The organism is Imperialibacter sp. EC-SDR9, assembly GCF_902498805.1.
Taxonomy (GTDB): domain Bacteria; phylum Bacteroidota; class Bacteroidia; order Cytophagales; family Cyclobacteriaceae; genus Imperialibacter.
This window is the reverse complement of the sequence record NZ_LR701589.1, coordinates 1-18,192: the sequence shown is the minus strand read 5'-3', so window position 1 is coordinate 18,192 and position 18,192 is coordinate 1. Positions and strand designations below refer to the sequence as shown.

The 18,192-nt window shown below is 47.8% G+C and carries 16 protein-coding genes; 5 read left to right on the top strand and 11 right to left on the bottom strand.

The genetic code is table 11. The annotated features are described in order from the left end of the window. Positions 1 to 35 precede the first annotated feature (35 nt). The 3 genes from GC130_RS16440 to GC130_RS16430 all read right to left on the bottom strand — a co-directional run bounded on the left by GC130_RS16440 (position 36) and on the right by GC130_RS16430 (position 3,960). Positions 36 to 2,084 (bottom strand): OmpA family protein, encoded by a 2,049-nt coding sequence (locus GC130_RS16440; RefSeq protein WP_151999431.1) that lies wholly within the window; start codon positions 2,082 to 2,084, stop codon positions 36 to 38. Between the two features lie 110 nt (positions 2,085 to 2,194). Next, entirely contained in the window at positions 2,195 to 2,893 is a 699-nt protein-coding gene (locus GC130_RS16435) for an SOS response-associated peptidase (RefSeq protein ID WP_151999430.1), read from the bottom strand. A gap of 71 nt (positions 2,894 to 2,964) precedes the next feature. Further along, positions 2,965 to 3,960 carry a YheT family hydrolase gene (locus GC130_RS16430; RefSeq protein WP_151999429.1) on the bottom strand — a complete coding sequence of 332 codons (996 nt, stop codon included), beginning with the start codon at positions 3,958 to 3,960 and terminating at the stop codon, positions 2,965 to 2,967. A 266-nt stretch (positions 3,961 to 4,226) separates the two neighbouring features. On the opposite strand from GC130_RS16430, the gene GC130_RS16425 reads away from it, so the two are divergent. The 4 genes from GC130_RS16425 (at position 4,227) to GC130_RS16410 (ending at position 7,544) form a co-directional block, all read left to right on the top strand. Next, the gene (locus tag GC130_RS16425) at positions 4,227 to 5,882 is read left to right on the top strand and encodes a pyruvate dehydrogenase complex dihydrolipoamide acetyltransferase (RefSeq protein WP_151999428.1); all 1,656 of its coding nucleotides are present in this window, start codon (positions 4,227 to 4,229) and stop codon (positions 5,880 to 5,882) included. Positions 5,883 to 6,007: 125 nt separating this feature from the next. Further along, the gene (gene hslV / locus GC130_RS16420; RefSeq protein ID WP_151999427.1) at positions 6,008 to 6,544 is read left to right on the top strand and encodes an ATP-dependent protease subunit HslV; all 537 of its coding nucleotides are present in this window, start codon (positions 6,008 to 6,010) and stop codon (positions 6,542 to 6,544) included. 7 nt (positions 6,545 to 6,551) lie between these two features. After that, positions 6,552 to 6,896, top strand: coding sequence for an arsenate reductase (glutaredoxin) (gene arsC / locus GC130_RS16415; RefSeq protein WP_151999426.1), 345 nt, complete (start codon positions 6,552 to 6,554; stop codon positions 6,894 to 6,896). Between the two features lie 75 nt (positions 6,897 to 6,971). Next, the gene (locus tag GC130_RS16410; RefSeq protein WP_151999425.1) at positions 6,972 to 7,544 is read left to right on the top strand and encodes a Uma2 family endonuclease; all 573 of its coding nucleotides are present in this window, start codon (positions 6,972 to 6,974) and stop codon (positions 7,542 to 7,544) included. Positions 7,545 to 7,591: 47 nt separating this feature from the next. Here GC130_RS16410 and GC130_RS16405 read toward each other — a convergent pair whose 3' ends face one another. Beyond that, complete coding sequence (locus GC130_RS16405; RefSeq protein WP_151999424.1) at positions 7,592 to 8,731, bottom strand: cystathionine gamma-synthase; 1,140 nt, start codon at positions 8,729 to 8,731, stop codon at positions 7,592 to 7,594. Positions 8,732 to 8,801: 70 nt separating this feature from the next. On the opposite strand from GC130_RS16405, the gene GC130_RS16400 reads away from it, so the two are divergent. Further along, positions 8,802 to 9,482, top strand: a complete 681-nt coding sequence (locus GC130_RS16400) for a TVP38/TMEM64 family protein (RefSeq protein WP_151999423.1) — start codon at positions 8,802 to 8,804, stop codon at positions 9,480 to 9,482. Between the two features lie 156 nt (positions 9,483 to 9,638). Here the strand turns inward: GC130_RS16400 and GC130_RS16395 are convergent, their stop codons facing one another. The 7 genes from GC130_RS16395 to GC130_RS16365 all read right to left on the bottom strand — a co-directional run bounded on the left by GC130_RS16395 (position 9,639) and on the right by GC130_RS16365 (position 17,830). Continuing rightward, positions 9,639 to 10,955: a hypothetical protein gene (locus GC130_RS16395; RefSeq protein WP_151999422.1), complete on the bottom strand. Its 1,317-nt coding sequence runs from the start codon at positions 10,953 to 10,955 to the stop codon at positions 9,639 to 9,641. Between the two features lie 165 nt (positions 10,956 to 11,120). Further along, entirely contained in the window at positions 11,121 to 11,447 is a 327-nt protein-coding gene (locus GC130_RS16390; protein WP_151999421.1) for a hypothetical protein, read from the bottom strand. Between the two features lie 197 nt (positions 11,448 to 11,644). Next, a complete protein-coding gene (locus GC130_RS16385; RefSeq protein ID WP_151999420.1) occupies positions 11,645 to 12,322 on the bottom strand; it encodes a M15 family metallopeptidase in 678 nt (225 codons plus the stop codon). A gap of 88 nt (positions 12,323 to 12,410) precedes the next feature. Continuing rightward, complete coding sequence (locus GC130_RS16380) at positions 12,411 to 13,679, bottom strand: DUF4249 domain-containing protein (RefSeq protein ID WP_151999419.1); 1,269 nt, start codon at positions 13,677 to 13,679, stop codon at positions 12,411 to 12,413. Between the two features lie 171 nt (positions 13,680 to 13,850). Continuing rightward, entirely contained in the window at positions 13,851 to 14,759 is a 909-nt protein-coding gene (locus tag GC130_RS16375) for a hypothetical protein (RefSeq protein WP_151999418.1), read from the bottom strand. A 378-nt stretch (positions 14,760 to 15,137) separates the two neighbouring features. Continuing rightward, entirely contained in the window at positions 15,138 to 16,706 is a 1,569-nt protein-coding gene (locus GC130_RS16370) for a M81 family metallopeptidase (protein WP_151999417.1), read from the bottom strand. 383 nt (positions 16,707 to 17,089) lie between these two features. Beyond that, positions 17,090 to 17,830 carry an alpha/beta hydrolase gene (locus GC130_RS16365; RefSeq protein ID WP_151999416.1) on the bottom strand — a complete coding sequence of 247 codons (741 nt, stop codon included), beginning with the start codon at positions 17,828 to 17,830 and terminating at the stop codon, positions 17,090 to 17,092. Between the last annotated feature and the right edge of the window lie 362 nt (positions 17,831 to 18,192).

The window sequence follows — 18,192 nt, the reverse complement described above, 5'->3', positions numbered from 1 at the left end:
TTTATACAAGAATAATAAACGAAACAATTTAAGTTCTATTCAATAACAAGGACTTCGATGCGGCGGTTTAGCTCACGTCCTTCTTTTTCATTGTCATTCGATGCCAGGGGTTGCGTGGCTCCATAGCCTACTTCCTTAATTCTATCCTCCGATATTCTTCTTTGCATCAGGTAACTGCCCACTGCCCTTGCCCTGAGTTTCGATAAATTCTGTGAGCTGGTCTTTTCCTCCAAAGCGTCGGTGTGTCCGCCAATCTCAATTCTCAGTTCAGGGTTTTCGCTCATCACCTTGAACAGTGCGAAAAGCTCGGGCGTATAAGCAGAGCTGATATAATCGGATCCCGGCTCAAAGTATATATTGCTCAAAATGGCCTTGTTGCCTTTGCTGAATTTCTTTCCCAGGTCACTCAGCTCTGTGTATTCCGAAACGGGAGCTGTGGTTTCGGCGCTTGCACTGGCAACTTTTGTAGTCGTTTTGGTTGGAATGGTTGATTTGCCTTGCTGGAATCCCTGTTGATGCGTTTGCTGAGCAAGGATTGTTTCGGTTAAGTCGACGTCAAAAACTTTGTTGACCGTGTCCGTGGGGCTTGTCTGATCCACTGAAATACTTTCTGTTTTAACATGCAGCCCCATGTAGGTCAGGTCGAATGCCTGGTCAAATCCAGATGTAAGCAAGACCTCAAACTCCCCATCCTGATTGCTTTCAGCAGAAAGTGTGTTGAGGTACTGGTTGTCGGGCGTTACTTTCACCAGCACCCCTGCCAGAGGCTGCTTTGTAGAGCTGGCGATTACCCTGCCCTTCATCGGAATTTTGATTTCTTCTACGAACAGGTAAGCATCGAGAAAGCCAACTGTGCCGGCCCTATCCGAACTAAAGAAACCAGTTTTCCCGTCTTTGTTGAACTTGAAGAAAATTTCATCACCAGGTGTGTTAATGGGATAGCCCATGTTCTCCGGAGTTCCCCACCTGCCGGTGGTAGGGTTTCGTACCGATTTGAATATGTCGAAGCCGCCAACACTTGAGTGGCCTCTAGAGCTAAAGTAGATGGTGGAACCGTCTGGTGTGATGTAAGGGCTGTCTTCGTCAAACGGAGAGTTGAGCTCCTGTAGCTCAGTGGGGGCTGACCATTGGCCTTCATCCTGCCTCGTCACCATATAAAGGTCGATGTCTTTGTCGGGCTTTTTTGATTCTGCCGTATAAACAAGCACCTCTCCATTGGAAGTAAAAAAGCCGCTGACCTGCATCCCTGTTCGGTCTATCTGATCTAAAGGCTTGGGCTTTTGCCAAACACCATTCACTTTTTCCGATTGATACAGGTCACCCTTCTTGTCTTCGTAGTAGAGCAGAAGCTTGGTTTCGTTGTCGAAAAGCTGAAGGTTGACGATGTTGCCTTTCATTTCTTTGAAAGCCGGGTAGCTTACTGGTGGCGACCATTTGTTTTTCCCCTGCCGCTCAAAAAAGTAAATAGTTGACCTTTGCTTTCTTCGGCGGACACTCTCATCGTTGCCTATGCTCGCAAGCATCAGCTTACTTTCGTTGTCAAACAAGATAGGGTTCTCTTCAGAATTGAGCGTATTTATAGGTGCCGGCAAATGGTGCACTGAATAGGTGGACGGAAGCTCAATAAAGGATTTTTTAACAATAGCATCGTCAATAAACGCCTTTGCTTCGTCGGTAATCACTTTGCTTTTGTAGGCCTTCAGGTCGAGGAATTTCTGCCAGGCTTCTATGGCCGCACCATAGTCGTACCGTGCTGCATAGATTCTTCCCGCCCAGTAATAGAAAAATTTATCGCTGGTACCCAGGGTCGCTTCGAACTGAAGAAATTTATCCAGTGGTTTGGCGGGGTAGTAGGTGAGTAGTGAGCAAATTTCGGCATAGTATTGAGCCTTTCTGTCGTCGGGTGATCCGGCCAGGTATTCGTTGAATAACAGAAAGGCGGTCTCCAACTCCTCGTCATAAAAGGAATCCTCCGCTCGCACATACGTGCTGTGCTTGCCCTGTGAGGAACCTGCATTAGGAAGCAGGACACCCACTGCAAGGAGGGCTAGTGAAGTAAAGCGTAAATAGATCGAATTTTTCATGCTGGTATACAAATACAGTAGAAATCGGGTTGGTTGATACTTCTTCAAAACGCTATGAATACGAACTTGTTCAAGATACAAATTGTCTCAGGATAATGATAAATCGTTAATTAGTCAAAGAGTGTATAGTTGCCGAACTGATCCGAAGGCGCCGCCGGTAAGATCAAATCAGGTGCATCATACTTTATATTATTAACTCTTGATGACACAGGATGGCGTTGCATTTGCAGTGCCGGAAAGGGAGTTAACATGCTCACCAGCTCCTGGAATGGCGTAGCTTTGTTCAGCCAGGTGCTTTCACGAGACTTTTCAATCATGACAGGCATCCGGTCACTGGCTTCCGTTACCAGCTGATTGGCAGCACAGGTGATCACTGTAAACGAATGCATTTGCTCACCTTCATCGTCTTCAAATTCCTCCCAAAGACCTGCCATTGCAAAAGGTTGATGCTGCTTTTCAAAAAAGTAGTAGGGTACCTGCCCTTTCTTGCTCACTTTTTTCCAATCGTAAAACCCATCAGCTGGTATCAAACACCGGCGCTCCATCAGAGCGGTTTTTGCGCTTGCTTTCTCGGGAATTTGCTCTGCTCTTGTAATGTAAAGCCTCTCACTGATGCTTTTGTTGTTGGCCCATTTGGAAATGAGACCCCAATAAAAAAACGAAAATCCCTTCGGTGAGTCGCTGGTAATAACCGGTGCGAGCTGCGTCGGCGCTATGTTAAACCTCGGCTCATATGAGTCCGTCACATCGGCTTTAAATCGTCTGGCAACTTCTTCCGGTGGCTTACTCAATGTATAGCGTGAACTCATTCGATGATTGGTTTTCCCAAAGCTATCTAATTTGCCGTAAAAATACGACCGTAACGCTGACTGTGAGCCATTTACTTGCCCTGAAGCCACCGCTCGGGGTGCAGGCAAAAATCAGTAGCCACCTGCTCCGACCAGTAAGTGCTGCCGTTTTGAAACTCTGCAAAACCGCAATGCCCGCCATACCGGGGTTTCAGCAACAAAGTGTTTGGGTTGGCGCTGAAGGTGCTTTCCTCGTAGCACTTGTCGGAAAGAAAAGTGTCGTTTAACGCATTGACCACGAGCAAAGGTGTGCTTACTTTTGGCACAAACGGGGCTGAGCTGCACCGTGTGTAGTAGTCAATAGCGCCTTTGTAGCCATGCAGGGGGCCGGTAATTATTTCATCGAATTGAAAGATGCTTTTTATTTTTCGGACGCCCTCAATGTTGAACGATTTGGGAAAAATTTCGGCTTTTCGAACCACTTTCTTAATCAACGTATTCAGGAATCTTCGGGTGTAGAGGTAGTTGTGCCATTTATCTATTTCAATGGAGCAACTCTCCAGGTCAAGAGGCACGGAAAACGCCACGGACGATGCAATCGGATATTGGTCAGCGTAGGACTCCCCCAGAAACTTCACGGTCATGTTGCCTCCAAGGCTGAAGCCTACGAGTGAAATTTCGGCGTAGCCTCTGCTGACGGCTTCGGCCACCACTGCATCCAGATCCCCGGTTGCCCCGCTATTGTAGAACCTCGGTAGCCTGTTGAGCTCACCGCTACAGCCTCGTAGGTTCCATGCCATTACGTCCCAGCCGTGGGCATAAAAGGCCTTGGTCATCCCTTTAATATAGGGCCTGCTGCTGTCGCCTTCTAACCCGTGAGTGATAATTACTACCCTGTGGTTGCGATTTGCTGTGTGCTGTATGGCATAATCAATGTCAAGAAAGTCACCGTCTTTCATTTCCAGCCTTTCCCTTCGCACGGCAGGGGGATTGGATACTTTTCTGAAAAGGGCAGGGTAAATCGTTTCGAAGTGTTTATTTATTGAAAGAAGGGAACCTTTGTAGCTGGGCTGCTGAAATACCGACATTGCTGGGCGGATCAATAAATTTTCAAAAATATCATGAATACTGCTGCTGTTATTGCTAATATCGTGGAAGATGGGAACCTATGCACACGTTTGTAAATTGATGTTGAGGTAGATTCGCTAGCCGACCAAAACATTTTCCAACGAATATCATTTAATATGTTCATGGCTAAGCCTCAATTTTATAAATTTACGAGTCGCAACATGATAATGCATAGTTGTGATTAAAATTTCAATAACGCTATTTTTGATATAAATAAGGACAACGAATGGCTGAAGTAATCAGAATGCCAAAAATGAGTGACACCATGGAAGAGGGTGTTATCGCTTCATGGCTGAAGAAAGTGGGGGATACAGTGAAATCTGGTGATATACTCGCCGAAGTAGAAACCGACAAGGCAACAATGGAGCTGGAATCGTATGAGGATGGCACTCTCCTTTATATTGGTGTAAAGGAGAAAGAAGCCGCCCCTGTAGACGGAATCATTGCCATCATAGGCAAAAAGGGAGAGAATATTGACGGGTTGCTGAAAGATGTGAAGAGTGGAGGAGCAGGCAACGGCGCTGCTGAAAAGGCCGCAGAGAGTGCCACCCCGGCACCAGTTGCCAGCGCACCCGCAGAAAAAATTGATACTTCAGGCATTAAGGCAACGGTGGTAACAATGCCAAAAATGAGTGACACCATGACGGAGGGAGTCATTGCCTCATGGTTGAGCAAAGTAGGAGATACTGTAAAGGCTGGAGACATTATTGCCGAAGTGGAAACTGACAAGGCTACCATGGAATTGGAGTCTTATGAAGATGGTACCTTGCTTTATATCGGCGTAGAAGCTGGTAGTTCTGTGCCAGTGGATGGTGTTATTGCTATTATTGGAGAAAAAGGTGCTGACTACAAAACTTTGCTGAAAGCACATGAAGCGGGCGCTGGTTCGGCTCCGGCTGAGGAAAGTGCTCCCCAGGCAGCAAGTGCTCCTTCAAGTACTGCAAGTGCACCAGCGGCTCCAAGCCAGGCGGCCACGGCAGATCATTCGTCTGACAATGGAAGAATAAAAATTTCTCCTCTGGCCAAAAAAATGGCTGAGGATAAAGGATACGATATTCGTCAGATTGCTGGCTCGGGCGATGGCGGCAGAATTGTGAGAAAAGACGTGGAAAGCTTCAGTCCTTCGGCGCAACCATCAGCACCCGCTGCTGCACCAGGCAAGGAGGCTCCCAAAGTGGTATTGCCCTCTATAGTGGGTGAAGAAAGCTTCGAAGACGTGCCCGTGACGCAAATGCGTAAAGTCATTGCCAAAGGCGTGTCTGACAGCAAGTTTACCGCACCCCACTTCTATGTGACCATGGAAATTAACATGGACAAGGCCATTGAAGCGAGAGGAAGCCTGAATGACATTTCGCCTGTAAAGATTTCCTTCAACGATATGGTTATCAAGGCAACAGCTGCTGCGCTGAGGCAACACCCTGACGTTAACGTGTCATGGAGAGGCGATAAGATCAGAATGAACAAGCACATTCACATTGCCGTGGCTATGGCAGTGTCCGATGGGCTTCTAATGCCTGTAGTTCGTTTTGCTGACAATAAGTCTCTTTCTCATATTTCTGCCGAGGTCAAAGATTTTGCACAGAAAGCAAAGAACAAAAAGCTTCAGCCAACCGATTGGGAGGGAGCTACCTTCAGTATTTCCAACCTTGGTATGTTTGGTGTGGATGAGTTCACAGCTATCCTGAATGCACCTGCCTCTTGCATATTGGCAGTAGGTGGCATTAAGGAAACAGCTATTGTGAAAAACGGTCAGCTTGTGCCTGGCAACCTCATGAAGGTGACCCTTACCTGTGACCACAGGTCGGTGGACGGCGCCATGGGTGCTGCCTTCCTGCAGACATTGAAGAAGTTCCTGGAAGATCCGATCAAACTGCTGGTTTAAATAAAACACTGTCTTTTTGACACATCGAAGCCAGCGGGTATCATACTTGCTGGCTTTTTTGGTTATTGTACCAATCAGGGAAACTAAACACACCTAAAAAGCGGTTTCTCTTTATCATACACACAATGGAAAAAATCAGATCAACGACCGTCCTGGCGGTTCAGCATAACGGGGAAATTGCTATCGGAGCCGACGGGCAAGCCACCATGGGCAACACCGTTGCTAAAAACAATGTTAAGAAGATCAGAAAATTGCTTGACGGCAAAGTGGTAACCGGCTTTGCGGGCTCCACTGCCGATGCCTTTTCGTTGCTCGATAGGTTTGAGGAGAAGCTGAATGCTTATGGAGGCAATATGAAGCGGGGTGCTATTGAGCTGGCTAAAGACTGGCGAACTGACAGGTACCTCAGGAAACTGGAGGCTATGCTGATCACTGCCAGCAAAGAGGAAATCCTTGTTGTGTCAGGCACTGGCGACGTGCTGGAGCCGGAAAACGGAGTGGCAGCCATAGGCTCGGGTAGCATGTACGCTCAGGCGGCTGCTATTGCTCTCAAGAAGCACGCACCACAATTGACAGCCGAAGAGATAGTGAGAGAGGCGCTCAATATTGCTGCTGACATTTGCATTTACACCAACCACAATTTGATAGTAGAGAAATTATAAAAGACACATGCATACCATATATCACAACCCAAGATGTGGCGCCAGTCGGGAGGCGCTGAAAATATTACACGAAAGAGGAGGAGAGGTAAGGATTGTGGAATACCTCCAGAATTGCCCAACCAAAGTTGAGTTGCGGGGCCTGATCGAGAAACTTGGGATTAAAGCTGAAGACCTGGTGCGTAAAAAGGAGCCTGTGTTCAAAGAGAAGTATGAAGGCAAGACGCTGACAAGTGCTCAATGGATTTCAGCCATGGTCAACGACCCTATCCTTATCGAACGCCCGATCATCGTAAGAGATGGCGTGGCCGTGATAGGCAGGGGACAGGAAGAGATGGAGAAGATATTGAATTAGGTGTTTTCTGGGTTAGAAGGCCCGCTGCTTCGCTGGTTTTTATTGACTCATTGTAAATGATATATTTATAGTTGTTTGAGAAACACCATTATGGAAGGTTTAGTGATCAACAGGACTAAAGAGTGGACTGCCAGTGACTATCAGCTACTGGGTGAAAGCGCTACGCCTTGCCAGTTAATTGATGGAGAATTATTTAAGAGTCCCGCCCCAACACCCGAACATCAACGTGTCGTTCGCAGGTTGTTCAAGGTATTGGATAGCTTTGCAGCCAGCACAGGAGAGGTCTTTTTTTCACCCATCGATTTGTATGTGGATGATAGGAATGTTTTTCAACCGGATCTGATCTATATAGCAAAATCAAACGCTAGTGCTGTCACAAAAAAGGGTGTCGAAAAGGCGCCAGATTTGATTGTTGAAATAATTTCTCCTTCAAATAGCTATGTTGACAGGTATACCAAGAAGAAGGCTTACCTAAAAATGGGAGTGAAGGAATACTGGATCGTCGACCCGGCTAATCAAACGTTGGAAGTGTTTTCGGAGGCTTTGGGTTCCGTCGATAAACCTTCTTTATTTCTTTCGCAAAACGGCATTGTTTCCAGTCGTGTGATCCCGCAACTTAAGTTTAATCTCAAAGATATCTGGAGCTAAAATAACTCTCGATAGTTGACTATCAACTATCGAGAGTTCTCTATTTTTTATCCAATTGCCTTCCTCAAATCTTCGATCAGATCATCTGCACCCTCAATGCCCACACTCAGCCTGATCAACGAGTCGCTTAGTCCATTCTTGATTCTTTCTTCACGGGGAATAGACGCATGTGTCATGCTGGCCGGGTGATTGATCAGCGATTCTACACCACCCAGGCTTTCTGCTAGCGAGAAAAGTTTAGTGGAGCTCAGCACTTTGTTAGCTGCCGCTATTGTTTCGTCTTTTAAGGTAAAGGAGATCATCCCTCCAAAGCTGCGCATTTGTTTTTTGGCAATGGCGTGACCAGGGTGGTCTTCAAAACCCGGCCAGTATACTTTCCCCACTTTTGGGTGGTTCTTCAGGAAATGTGCAATCTTCTCACCGTTTTCGCTGTGGCGTTCCATGCGTACGTGCAGTGTTTTGATGCCACGCAGCACCAGGAAGCAATCCTGAGGGCCGGGAACCGCACCACAGCTCTTTTGTATAAAGTAGAGCTTGTCTTTCAGGTCTTTGTCGTTCATGACCAGACAGCCGTGGATCACGTCGCTATGGCCTCCGAGGTATTTGGTGGCAGAGTGCATCACAATATCGGCTCCCATGTCAAGCGGGTTTTGGAGGTACGGAGAAGCAAAGGTATTGTCCACGCACACAATGATGTTTTTACCTTTGGCCAGGTTGGCCACTGCCTGAATGTCCACGATGTTCATCAGTGGATTGGTAGGCGTTTCTAACCAAATCATCTTTGTGTTGGCATTGATGTATTTGCTGATATTGGCAGCATCCTGCATGTCAACAAAGTGAAACTTGATCCCAAATTTTTCAAAGACCTTGGTAAACAGCCTGTAGGTGCCGCCATACATATCGCTGGCAGCTATCACCTCATCGCCGGGGGCCAGCAGCTTGATAACGGCGTCGGTGGCGGCAACTCCACTGCTGAAGCACAGACCAAATTTGCCATTTTCCAGCGCTGCAAGGGCTGTCTCCAACGCCTCACGGGTTGGGTTCTGAGAGCGGGCGTACTCATACCCTTTGTTTTTGCCCGGTGCTTCCTGCACGTAAGTGGAGGTTTGATAGATGGGAGTCATAATGGCTCCTGTGGAGGGGTCTGGCTCTGCGCCGGCGTGAATAGCTTTGGTTCCGAATTGCATATAAAATGAATTATTTGGGTATTATGTGGTTACTTGTGCCGCAAAGTTAGGTTTAGTCAGCTTCTTTCAAATGCTTGTACGAGAAATCATTCGCCGCAGTCCCGCATCCCTGGTGCTTATTCTTTGGATGGCGGCCATGCCACTTATTTTTAGCACCATCTCAGGTTATCAAAGCTGGCAGCATGCTGAATGGCTCACTGGCCTAACGCAGTTGGAGTGGGCTTGGTTCTTTTTGCTGACTGTTTTTACCATGGCCTTTGCTTTTACTCCCACCACGTTTGTGGCAGCACTTAGCGGCTACTTTTTGGGCTTCGAAAGTTTGTGGTTGCTCGTGCCTGCTTATATGCTGGCGTCTTTACTTGGTTATGCCACGTCGCAGTTAATCGGGGCAAAAGCTGTTCAGGCTGTTTTTGATGCTTATCCACGCTCAACCGCCGTGCTGGACGGCTTAAAAAAGAACGACCTTATGCTGGTGATTATGTGTCGCATTTCGCCAGTGCTTCCATTTGCTATCATGAACGTAGTACTTGGCTATACGGGTATACGGATAAAGCCTTTTTTGGTGGGCGGGTTGATTGGTATGCTTCCCCGTACAGTGATGGCTGTGGCCATAGGCATGCAAATGGAGGCTTTGGCCACTGGGAGCCTGTTCTCGCTGCTATGGATTGGATTACTTGTGGTGAGCTTTGTTGGCTTGGGCTGGGTTTTTAAGCGGTCAATAAATCGCTCCCAAAGCAAGGACGGCCTCTAGCTGGCCAGTATGAAAAATCAACGGCGGACCAAAGGCCCGCCGCTCATCAAACTGTAAACTGTAAACTGAAAAATAAGACAATCAAGTAACCAACCTATGGTTCTTTATTGTACCAACCTAACCTAAATTGTTCCAACTCTCATTGAGGAAGCCATGCTAAAAGCTCACCTGATATTGTAAGACAAACATGCCTTTGCTACCGTCTTTTATGTTTTCTCCACCTTGTGCAACAAATACTGGTCTGTTTTGATATACAGCACTTATTTTGTTGCTGTGCGAACCATGGATAAAGTAATTGCCGCCTAATTCAAACATGGTCAGTTTGTCGGCTGTGTGGTCGTAGCCAGACAGTTGCACTGCGGCAAACGGCTGCAGCTGCCCACCTTCTGTGATCATATTCTGACCAAACAGGTATCCCAGTTGAGCGTACACTGTGTTGCCGGTGCCAACCATCGGAAAGGCGTTGCCTGCGCCGCCAGGGTTGGGGGCGTTTAAGCCCGTGGCCGGATTGTTTACGCCTATGTTTCTGATGTAGCCGCTTCCAAAGTCATAGTTGGTAAGGGCTGCATAAGCTGTGATGGCGGCTGTTTCAGATATTGGTTTGTCGTAGTAAGCGTCGAGGCCATATAGTGCCATATTGCTGTGAACTGTTGCGCCGGCACCATTGAGGGCCCACATGGCATCTTTCTGGAAAATAACACCCGCACCTATGTTGAATACGCTTTTTCTGCCCAGGTAGGAGCCTGCCGAGTAAGGTGTTAGGTTACTTTCGCTATCGAGAAACATGTACTTGACATAACCTTGTAGTTGTTTTTTTGGTGGCTCGTTTGAAAAAGTAAACTGAGTGCCTGTGGGTGCTGAGGTAGCCCCGGTAACTGTCATGGGCTGCGACAAGGCTATACGATAATCTAGTTTTCCCAGCTGTCCCTTGGCGTACAGACTAAGCTTGCGTAGAAACTGGTCATTGACGCCGTTGGTAGCCTGCTGGTAGAGGGGAGCGTCTAAAGTCAAAATGGAGGCCACACTCGGAGAGGCATAGCGGGCCAGACCACTCCATCCGGTCAATCCGCCACCAATGCTTAGCTTTTGTTTGATGAGGGCAAACTCACCAATGGCATCGTGGAAAAATGCTCCGTCATATTTATTGGAGTGAAAGTTAAAATTGTTCTGCCCAAACTGTGCGTAGAAAAACACCCTGTCGGTGAGCTGTCCGTAAGTTTGAAAGCGAAGCCTTCTGATGCTTAAGTCAGTGTAGCTATCCTTTGAATAGCCGCTGATGGTTGTGCCAGGGTTCATTTGCGTACCCCTGAACCAGGTTTGCAGCAGGCCAGTCATTTGGATGTAATGACTCCCATCTTCATTCATGTTGAACTTCAACTGGTTGTTGGAGAACACGGGCTGATTTTGTGCTGATAAACTTAAAGTACCTAAAACGATGAGTAGTGTGCTGCTATAAACTTTGAGGATTTTCATATTCCTGAATGATAATTGCTAGTCAATGAATAATAAGAAATGGTACTTGTGGATGCGGCTGGCCTGCCGATACCCGCACAGTGAGTAGTGGGGTAGAAGAATACTTCGGAGATGCGTTGCCTCACGGGCAGGTGCATCCGATGCTATTCAAAGAGGCCTTGAGGATTAGCAGTGATGCCTTAGCTGGCAGTAGAGAAGGTAAAGCCTTTGATCGGGAGCGACCTCGACGGATTTTGCAGGGTGTTCTGACGGCACAAAAAAGGGAATATCAAAATTGAATGGCTGCGGTGCATTGCCAATATTGGCCCCGCCCATGTCGAAGAGCTTAAGTTTGAGCAACGAAAGGCTTGACTTTTCCTCCAGCTGATTGCCCAGCTCAGACTCTACCCCGAACAAATCATCTTTTCCATACAAGCTTTCCATCCACAGAAATTCCGTAGTTGATACCAGCAGGAACAAAGAAACCACGATGAGGAAATGTTTCTTTAACAATTGATTGGTAGTTATTGCATCCGTTTGCTCAGTGCCACTTTGGTAGCACGGAAAGAACAATGTAAAAGTAGCCGTTCGATGCTAAAAAGTACAATGGATTAACGGAATATGTTACGAGGAGCAAATATCAATGGTAGGTCCGGCCACAGTATGTGCCAGCGGTAATTTCAGGGCCGCCAATATCCCGGCCGCTAAGGTTACTTTAGCTTTTCAAAGGGCACATTGGTGATCCGATAGCTGCGCCAGTCGTTGAAATCGAAATGCCACCACTCGTACTCATACACTGTAAAGCCTTCTGCTTCCATAGCGGAGCGGAGGAGGTCTCTCATTTGGCGCTGCTTTTCGGTGCCACCGGCATAGTCGGGGTAAGAACGCTCGGTCATTTCATCATACACTCCTGTCATTTCTAATTCCTGGCCTGTGGCAAGGTCGTACAGGGTCAGGTCAACAGCGCAGCCCCGGTTGTGTCGGGAGCCCTGATTGGGGTCGGCTACAAAGATGCGGTCTTCCACTGGTGTGATGTCCCAGAATATTTTCGTCACACTCCAGGGACGGTAGCCATCGAATACCATCAGTCCTAACCCTTTTTCCTTCAAGGAAGCATTGATTTTAGCCAGTGCCTCCGCCGCTGGTCGTTGGAGAAAGGCCCTGGCCTGGGTGTAAACCGGTCGGCCGACGAGGTTGTTGTCGGTGGCGTATCGGATGTCGAGTTTGATACTGGGATCCAGCGAAACAAGCTCCACGAGATCAGTCTTTTTGAAGTCGCCTTTTTCTTTCGGAGGGTTTTTGGGAGAAGGGTGGGAGAGGTCGGCTTCCTGGGCGAAAGCAGTTTGAACCAGTAAGCCGCAAAGAAGGAGGAGCAAAAGTCTTTTCATGGTATTAAAGTTAACAGATCAGACGAGATTTGAGGGGGTCAATTTCACATGAGCTCATTTAAACATTAAGAGCGGAGCATTGAGGTGCTTACCAAAAATCTGGCCTGGTGGTGATGCCGCCTTGCGTTCTGCAATCTCCACAATAATCACGTGCAAAGCTATAAGCGTAGGGCTTGCCCATTAAATCATAAGCTGCCTCTATTATCATGGCGTTGTCGCTAATGTCTTCGAGAAAGACGCAGGGAGGCTGGAGGGTTGTTCTTGGTATTCTGATATCGCATGTAAACTCCAATTGACATCCTTTGGTAATTGGGGATGCCTGAAGGTCGAGAGGCAATTCACCCTTGTTTATGAAAAAGCGTTCTTCATATACTTCTGCTGCGCTGAAATTTCCGAGGATCATTTCCGAGCTTCCACCGTCCCGGCTTATGTTGCCAATCACCTCACCTGGCAGAGGATCGAAGAATGTCCCTAGCCTCTCGGTTACCTGCCTAAGTTGATATAGATAGTCATATTCCTTTGCACTAAGTACTCGTTGCTTGATCAATATGCTATAGCGAACGGATATCTTTGGGGAGTATTTTGGTATGATAGTAAGCTCTTCTCCCTGAATAACGTCTTCGGCAAGTGCCGCTGATGTGCCCAGTAGTATTCTGGTGGACGGAACCGTGAGGTAGCATATATTGACTGCCTCTTCAGCAGTTCTTTGCTCAGGTTGATTGTTTTCAAAGGTAAAACCAGAATTGAAATAAGAGCGATACTCGTAGGTTTCTGAATACTCCCAGCTATAGTACCGGGAATTCCCCGTGTCATCGTGAGTGTTCAGCCTTATACTTAGCCCCAGCTTGTCATTCGAGAGACCGTAAGTCAGACTGTCGATGGGAGGAGTGCTTCTCACAGTGACAGGTTCGGAGGTATAGGTTGCACCGGATGCAGTCTGCACTCGCAGGGTGTAGGAAGCTGTTTTGTTAACGGGTATGTTTTGCAACGCATATTTACCCGAATCCAGTTCCTGCAGGGAGAAACTTTCTCCCTCGGAGGATTCAATCATCACCCGGGCGTTTTTTTCTGGGATGAAAACGCCACGGGAGGTCAATGGCCTGGAATGTGAAAGAGTGACAATGGCGGTGGAGTCTGTAGCACTGACAAAACCATCTACCACAAAAAGGTCTGCTGTTTCTGCATCGACGGATGGGTTAAATGGATCTGTACAGCTTATTATAACAGGAAATAGAATAGAGATAGAAATAATGCTTTTGCGGAGAACAATGCCAAAGGTTAATTTATATGTCTTTTTTGCTTTCAAAAATATAGTCAATGGATTGGACAATATAACACCTTTGAAAGCTAAAACCATCAGTATGGTTGTTGGAAATTGCTGTAGTTGACGAGTGAATTATAAGGTTTGGCATGCCTGAGTTTTCTCTGGAAAAAGCCAAAGCTTTCCGGCAGGGAGGGAAAGCTCAACTGAATCATACTGGCGGTTTTACATTTCCGGGTTCAGGTTGCGAGTAGCTGCGGCTGAAAATTAAAGCCCATATCTCTTCTTGAAATTTACCAACAGTTCGTTGTAGATGGCTTGATCAGAAAGGCTTGCTGCGAGCTCATGCATGCTAAGCGCACCATACGTGTCTCCCTGGTACTCGAGATGATAGGCGGTTTCCAATGCGGTAATGGCGGTTTTTATGTCGCAAACATCAACCAGCGCCCGGTTGGGTTTGTCGATGATGATCGTCATGCTGTTCGCCGACTTAAGCCCTTCACCCATTTCACGAACGGTTAATTGAAAACGATTAGACTCACCGCTTTTGGCGTACTGCCTGACGTTCAATTTGTAGGTATTGCCCTTTACTATTTTGGTGCCAAGCAACTCGCTATTCTCATTCAAAATACTGAGCTGGTATTCATTCGACTGGCTGTTCGGATTTCGGGTCCACCACCTCAAGCACACTTCCTGCACTGGGCCGACTTTTAGATTAAAGGGCTGTGGATGCGAAAATTGAAGGTAGGGTATGTTGGCGTCGTATATTTCGTGGTGCTGATCTGTTTCAAACAAATGCCGGAGTGTGGGCCTGCTGTCGCCAGAAACACCGTCATGGTTGTCAAAGTGGTAACCGGGCTTTTCGTAACCTGCTTTTAAATTGAATGGCTCGATGTTGATGGTCGTGTCGCCCTGGAACTCGAAGAAGCTACCAGAGTAGTGGGCAAGCAGCAAGGTGCCGCCTTTAAGCTGCACTGTATCATCCCAGTCGAGGAAATCATAAGTTTTAAGGGGCTCGTTGCCGGCAAGGGAATAGGCACCCTCAGCGTAGATCGCTTCAAAAGGATACAGCACCGTTGATTTTGACTTTTCTACATAGCCGGTGAAGTGCGTTTTGGGGCTGCATGAAAAAAGGGCCAATACAAAAATTGTTGTTGTGAAACGAGAAAAAATCATTGTCTAATGTTTGAGAGAAAGTTTAATCTACTACTAGCATTGTATCACAACCTGCCCATCAAAGTCTCGCTGCAGTTTCGCAAGGATAAAAAATGAGACATCAAGGTAATAATAGCTTGGCCAAGCAAGCAAGAACTCAGGGGTTGCAATCTTTAGCTCAGACTAGAAATGATGATTTACGTGAATATCCGAAAAAACTCCCGGAATGAACAGAAGACGGTGATTTAATGACAAGATTTCGGCGAGATTTTAACCGGGAGGCACTTGTTGATGGAGGCAACTTTACTTTGGCGGCATAATTCGGCTCTATCATCTCTTCTGGGAAACGTTTTGAGCCTGCAACAGCTTTCCCGGCAATCTCCCCCGGCCTTGATTCAATTACTTACTCCCCGACAGCGGTATCAGCTGTGCACTCAAATCCGGAGCTTCCATGTCCTTATCGAATGGGAACATTGGCCTGTTGATTCTTTTGAACTCCAGCCTTTCGAGGTCCTGATCGACGCCTCCTGGGGTCGTCGCCATGATCCAGTCGGCCCGCATATCGTAAAGCTCCGGCACCAGATAGCCGATTTTCACCACTACAATGTCTGATTCACGGGGATTGAGCCCCAGGTTGGTAAAGTCGCTTTCCCTGTGGTAGGGCTTCCGCTTTTTAGTCACTATCACGCTCACGCTGCCAATTTTCACCACTACTTCTGTCTCCGCACTGGCGTCTCCCGTTTCAATGGCGGTTACTGTTCCGGTGAGCTGAATAGGGGGTGAAAAACGAGCGTCAACCGCTGCCCCTGCGGTGCCGGATACCTTGCCGCCAACACCAGCCGCAACTGCCTTCTCCACGAACTCAGGCCCGGGAATGGAGGCGTAGATCAAAGAAGGGCCATCTGCTGACTTGAACTCTGGCCGGGCGAGTATTTGGGCCAGCGTCCATGTCACGTCACCTGCGCCACCTGCTGTGGGGTTGTCGCCCATATCGCTGATCATGAAGGGATGTTTGTCGCTGACAATGGCCATGTCGAGGCTTTCTTCTAGTGTCGCTGTAGGGGCGATGAACTCAAACTCATTTCTTACCTCCCAGAAGGCATTAGCTAATGACTCAGCGGTGCTGGTGACCTTGGCTTTGTCGTCGCCGGTCACCATCACCACGGCGTGGTTGCGGGGCTCGTCGGCCCAGGCGTAGCCAATCCAGATGGCTGCATCCACAATGCCCTCCTGATCAGCCGCCGGAGCTACTTTGGCATACAAGCTTTTGCCGGGATCAACCCTGGTGCTGGTTTTTTCGCCTGGCAGCAAAATTGGCACCGGAATCCATGCTTTATAAGCTGGCTTGCCTTTGCCGCTTTCAATCCTCTCCAGCAGGTTTTCCACCGCCCGTTTGTCCGATTCCCTCGAATCTTCATGAGGTGCCATGCGGTAGCAGGTGATGACGTCGCCGTTTTGGGCCAGCGTTTTTGATACGTTGCCATGGAGGTCCATCGACGTGGAGATGATTGTTTCATAGCCGACCACTTCCCGCACTCTGGTGATGAAATCTCCCTCGGGATCGTCGAGGCCCACCACACTCATGGCACCGTGGATATCGAAGAAAAGGCCGTCGTAAGGCAGGCTGTCTTTCAGCATGGTCAGCGTTTTGCCCACCAACGATTCGTAGGCTTCCCTCGTCACGGCGCCGCCGGGAATGGCGTGGGCCCTGAGGGTAGGAATCCAGTTGGCTCTTTTTCTGTAAAGCGAGTCCGGATTGAGAAATGAGTAGAAAGAAAAAACGTCGTTGCCTACCCTTGCCCGAAACATTTCTTCGTCGGTAAGTGCAGGGGAGAAGGTGCTCGACTCAATGGCAAGACCTGCGATGGCGATACGGGGAAGGGGCTTAGTGTCGTCCGATTTGTTTTGCTGGGAGCAGGAGGAGGCGAGGAGGGAGGCTGCGAGGAGACAAAGGCTAATTCTTTTCATGGCGGTGGGTTCGGTTCTTTGTTCAAGTGAATCTAGTCAAAAGTAAGCCGGCTTGCTTTTAAAGCAAAGAGGGATTGTGAGGTGTGGTCATTTCTTGTAAAAATAGATTCGTCGGCGCCATTGCGTGGTGTCCTGCGGGAATTGTGGCTTTTTCCATGTCTTCTGGTACCGATATGCCGTCCCTGCGGGACTCGTCGGTTGGGTTGTGTAGGATTGTGGTGGTACCAATATGGCGTCCCGATGAGACTGGATGCGCTAATACCAAATCACTGCTGAGTAAGCGCTTTGGGGGTCTCTTGTTGGAAAGCCTTTGCCTGAAATCTCCAGCACGGTTAGGGCAAAGTTTCATGTATGGTCATAGAAGGCCGTTCAGTGATAAGCCATCAGCCACCACTGTCCAACTCATCCAAAAACCGCAGCAGGTTTTCTGTTAGAATGCCCTGTTGCTTATTCCTTGAAATGGTGGCAGCATCATCGCCAAGCAGTTGGCCAAGGTGACCGAATTGCGAATGATTGCCACCGGCGATCAGGATCAGCTCAGCGTTGGCAGGAAGCTTGTTCTTATTTTCCATCACTTCGGCTACACTTGCCAGGCCGTCATTTTCTGCATAAAATTTCATGGTGGGTATTGCTCTTGGCGAAAGGTCGATGTCTCTTGGGTGAGAGGTGCCCATCAGAAAAAGGCCAGTCATGAGCTGAGGGTTTTCGTAAACAAACTGCGCAGCCATTTTGCCTCCTTGTGAGTGTCCGCCGATTACATATTTGCCTGATGCCAGGTCAAACATGGTTGAAATTTTCTGGTAGTCGTACTGTGCCAGCCGAAACGACATTTTGATGAGGTGAACTGTGAACCCACCCTCGGCCAGCTTTCTGCACAAAGGCCCGTAGGCTGTAGGATCAGTCAGGCCTCCCTGAAAAAAAATCACTTCCAGCTGCTTGGCCGAATGGGTTGGTGTGAAAACGATCTCATCGTTCCTGTTGATAACGTTGATAGCAGGGCTGGTTTCTAAGGTGCCATCTGGGAGGTTTCGTGACTGGAAAGTCGACCAGTTCCAGGTGAGGAAGATAGCTACCAGGCTAAACCAAACAATGCGGAAAATGGAGCGTTTACTAAGATTTTTCATTCATGGGGCCTTTGAGAGGCTAAGCTTTTCTTATTAGTCTTTCCAGGAGCTGCTTAATTACAAACAACGGCATCTTGCCCATGAGGGAAGTTGGCCACACAAGTGTTAAAAAGCCGAACAACCCGTTCACTTATGACAGCATTTATCCCAGAATTGTCATTAGGGCTTAATTTCTAATGGCCGCCATTAGGGTTTTTAGGTTTTAAATCACTGATTATCAATGCTATGAGTTGTTTTTTTTTCGACCACAATTGCACGATTTTCCGTGTCATTTTAACTTACATGGCAGATGGACTTAAAACTGGCCTTTACTGACAAAGAAATCACCCCCTGGAGTGGGATGGTTTTCATGAAAAAACTGC

Excerpts from the sequence above, each read along its gene's own strand:
- GC130_RS16440 (WP_151999431.1), bottom strand. The coding sequence starts at position 2,084 with ATGAAAAATTCGATCTATTTACGCTTTACTTCACTAGCCCTCCTTGCA.
- GC130_RS16435 (WP_151999430.1), bottom strand. The coding sequence starts at position 2,893 with ATGAGTTCACGCTATACATTGAGTAAGCCACCGGAAGAAGTTGCCAGA.
- GC130_RS16430 (WP_151999429.1), bottom strand. The coding sequence starts at position 3,960 with ATGTCGGTATTTCAGCAGCCCAGCTACAAAGGTTCCCTTCTTTCAATA.
- GC130_RS16425 (WP_151999428.1), top strand. The coding sequence starts at position 4,227 with ATGGCTGAAGTAATCAGAATGCCAAAAATGAGTGACACCATGGAAGAG.
- hslV (WP_151999427.1), top strand. The coding sequence starts at position 6,008 with ATGGAAAAAATCAGATCAACGACCGTCCTGGCGGTTCAGCATAACGGG.
- arsC (WP_151999426.1), top strand. The coding sequence starts at position 6,552 with ATGCATACCATATATCACAACCCAAGATGTGGCGCCAGTCGGGAGGCG.
- GC130_RS16405 (WP_151999424.1), bottom strand. The coding sequence starts at position 8,731 with ATGCAATTCGGAACCAAAGCTATTCACGCCGGCGCAGAGCCAGACCCC.
- GC130_RS16400 (WP_151999423.1), top strand. The coding sequence starts at position 8,802 with ATGCTTGTACGAGAAATCATTCGCCGCAGTCCCGCATCCCTGGTGCTT.
- GC130_RS16395 (WP_151999422.1), bottom strand. The coding sequence starts at position 10,955 with ATGAAAATCCTCAAAGTTTATAGCAGCACACTACTCATCGTTTTAGGT.
- GC130_RS16385 (WP_151999420.1), bottom strand. The coding sequence starts at position 12,322 with ATGAAAAGACTTTTGCTCCTCCTTCTTTGCGGCTTACTGGTTCAAACT.
- GC130_RS16380 (WP_151999419.1), bottom strand. The coding sequence starts at position 13,679 with ATGGTTTTAGCTTTCAAAGGTGTTATATTGTCCAATCCATTGACTATA.
- GC130_RS16375 (WP_151999418.1), bottom strand. The coding sequence starts at position 14,759 with ATGATTTTTTCTCGTTTCACAACAACAATTTTTGTATTGGCCCTTTTT.
- GC130_RS16370 (WP_151999417.1), bottom strand. The coding sequence starts at position 16,706 with ATGAAAAGAATTAGCCTTTGTCTCCTCGCAGCCTCCCTCCTCGCCTCC.
- GC130_RS16365 (WP_151999416.1), bottom strand. The coding sequence starts at position 17,830 with ATGAAAAATCTTAGTAAACGCTCCATTTTCCGCATTGTTTGGTTTAGC.